This is a genomic window from Burkholderia sp. MSMB1498 (assembly GCF_001526245.1).
Taxonomy (GTDB): domain Bacteria; phylum Pseudomonadota; class Gammaproteobacteria; order Burkholderiales; family Burkholderiaceae; genus Burkholderia; species Burkholderia savannae.
Genome location: NZ_LOYJ01000118.1, coordinates 1 through 1,297, shown reverse-complemented (window position 1 = coordinate 1,297; position 1,297 = coordinate 1). Strand labels below are relative to the sequence as shown.

The 1,297-nt window shown below is 66.5% G+C and carries 1 protein-coding gene; it reads right to left on the bottom strand.

Annotated features, from left to right (window positions below; all coding sequences use genetic code 11):
- On the bottom strand, positions 1-1,297 hold a 1,297-nt coding region (locus WS91_RS26580; RefSeq protein WP_059671330.1), incomplete at both ends, for an aspartate aminotransferase family protein.

Here is a 1,297-nt window from a genome sequence, read left to right as displayed (position 1 = left end):
TCGAGACCACGAGCGGCGGCGACAGCAGCATCCGGTCGCCCGTCGCGCGCATGATCAGGTTGCCGTTGAAGCAGTAGTCGCGGCAGATCGTGCCGACCTCGCCGCCGTTCTCGAAGCGCTTGCGCACGCCCGGCTCGCGCGCGAGCTGCAGGCCCGCGACGAGCCCCGCGCCCGAGATCTCACCGACGATCGGGTGATGCGAAAACGTCTCGCGCAGCAGTTTCTGGAAGTAGGGGCCCGTATCGGTCTTCACGCGCTCGACGATCTTCGCGTCGCGCAGCAATGTCAGGTTCGCCACCGCCACCGCCGCCGCGACCGGATGCCCGGAGTACGTCATCCCGTGATTGAACTCGCCGTGCGCGATCAGCGCGTCGGCGATCCGGTCCGACAGCGCGACCGCGCCCATCGGCACGTAGCCGCTCGTCAGCCCCTTCGCGAGCGTCATCAGATCCGGCTCGAAGCCGAAGTGCCGATGCGCGAACCATTCGCCGGTGCGCCCGAATCCACCGATCACCTCGTCGGCGACGAGCAGCACGTCGTACTTGCGGCAGATTCGCTCGATCTCGGGCCAGTACGTCGACGGCGGGAAGATCACGCCGCCCGCACCCTGGAACGGCTCGCCGATGAACGCCGCGACGTTGTCCGCGCCGAGCTCGAGAATCTTCGCCTCGAGCTGCCGCGCGCGCTCGAGCCCGAACGCCTCCGGCGTTTGCCCTTCGCTCGCTTCGCCGAAGTAATAAGGCTGATCGATGTGCACGATGTGCTCGACTTTCGACGGCATCTGCTCGTGCATGTAGCCCATGCCGCCGAGCGTCGCGCCCGCGATCGTCGAGCCGTGATAGCCGTTCTTGCGCGAGATCACGAACTTCTTTTGCGGGCGGTTCTGCGTGCGCCAGTACTGATGCGCGACGCGCAGCACCGTATCGTTGCCCTCGGAGCCGCTGTTGCAATAGAAGAAGCGGTTGAACGACGGCGGCGCGATCTGGGCGAGCAGCGCGGACAGCTCGATGATCGGCGGGTGCGTGGTCTTGAAGAACGTGTTGTAGAACGGCAGTTCGCGCAGCTGCCGGCTGCCGGCCTCGATCAGCTCCTCGCGCCCGTAGCCGACGTTCACGCACCAGAGCCCGGCCATCCCGTCGATGATCTTGTTGCCGTCGGAATCCCACAGATACACGCCCTCGGCCTTCACGATCACGCGGCTGCCCGTGCGATTGAGCGAGCCCATGTCCGAGAACGGATGGATATGGTGCGCCGCGTCGAGCGCGCGATATTCGGCGCTCGTGCGGCGCTGCTGCGC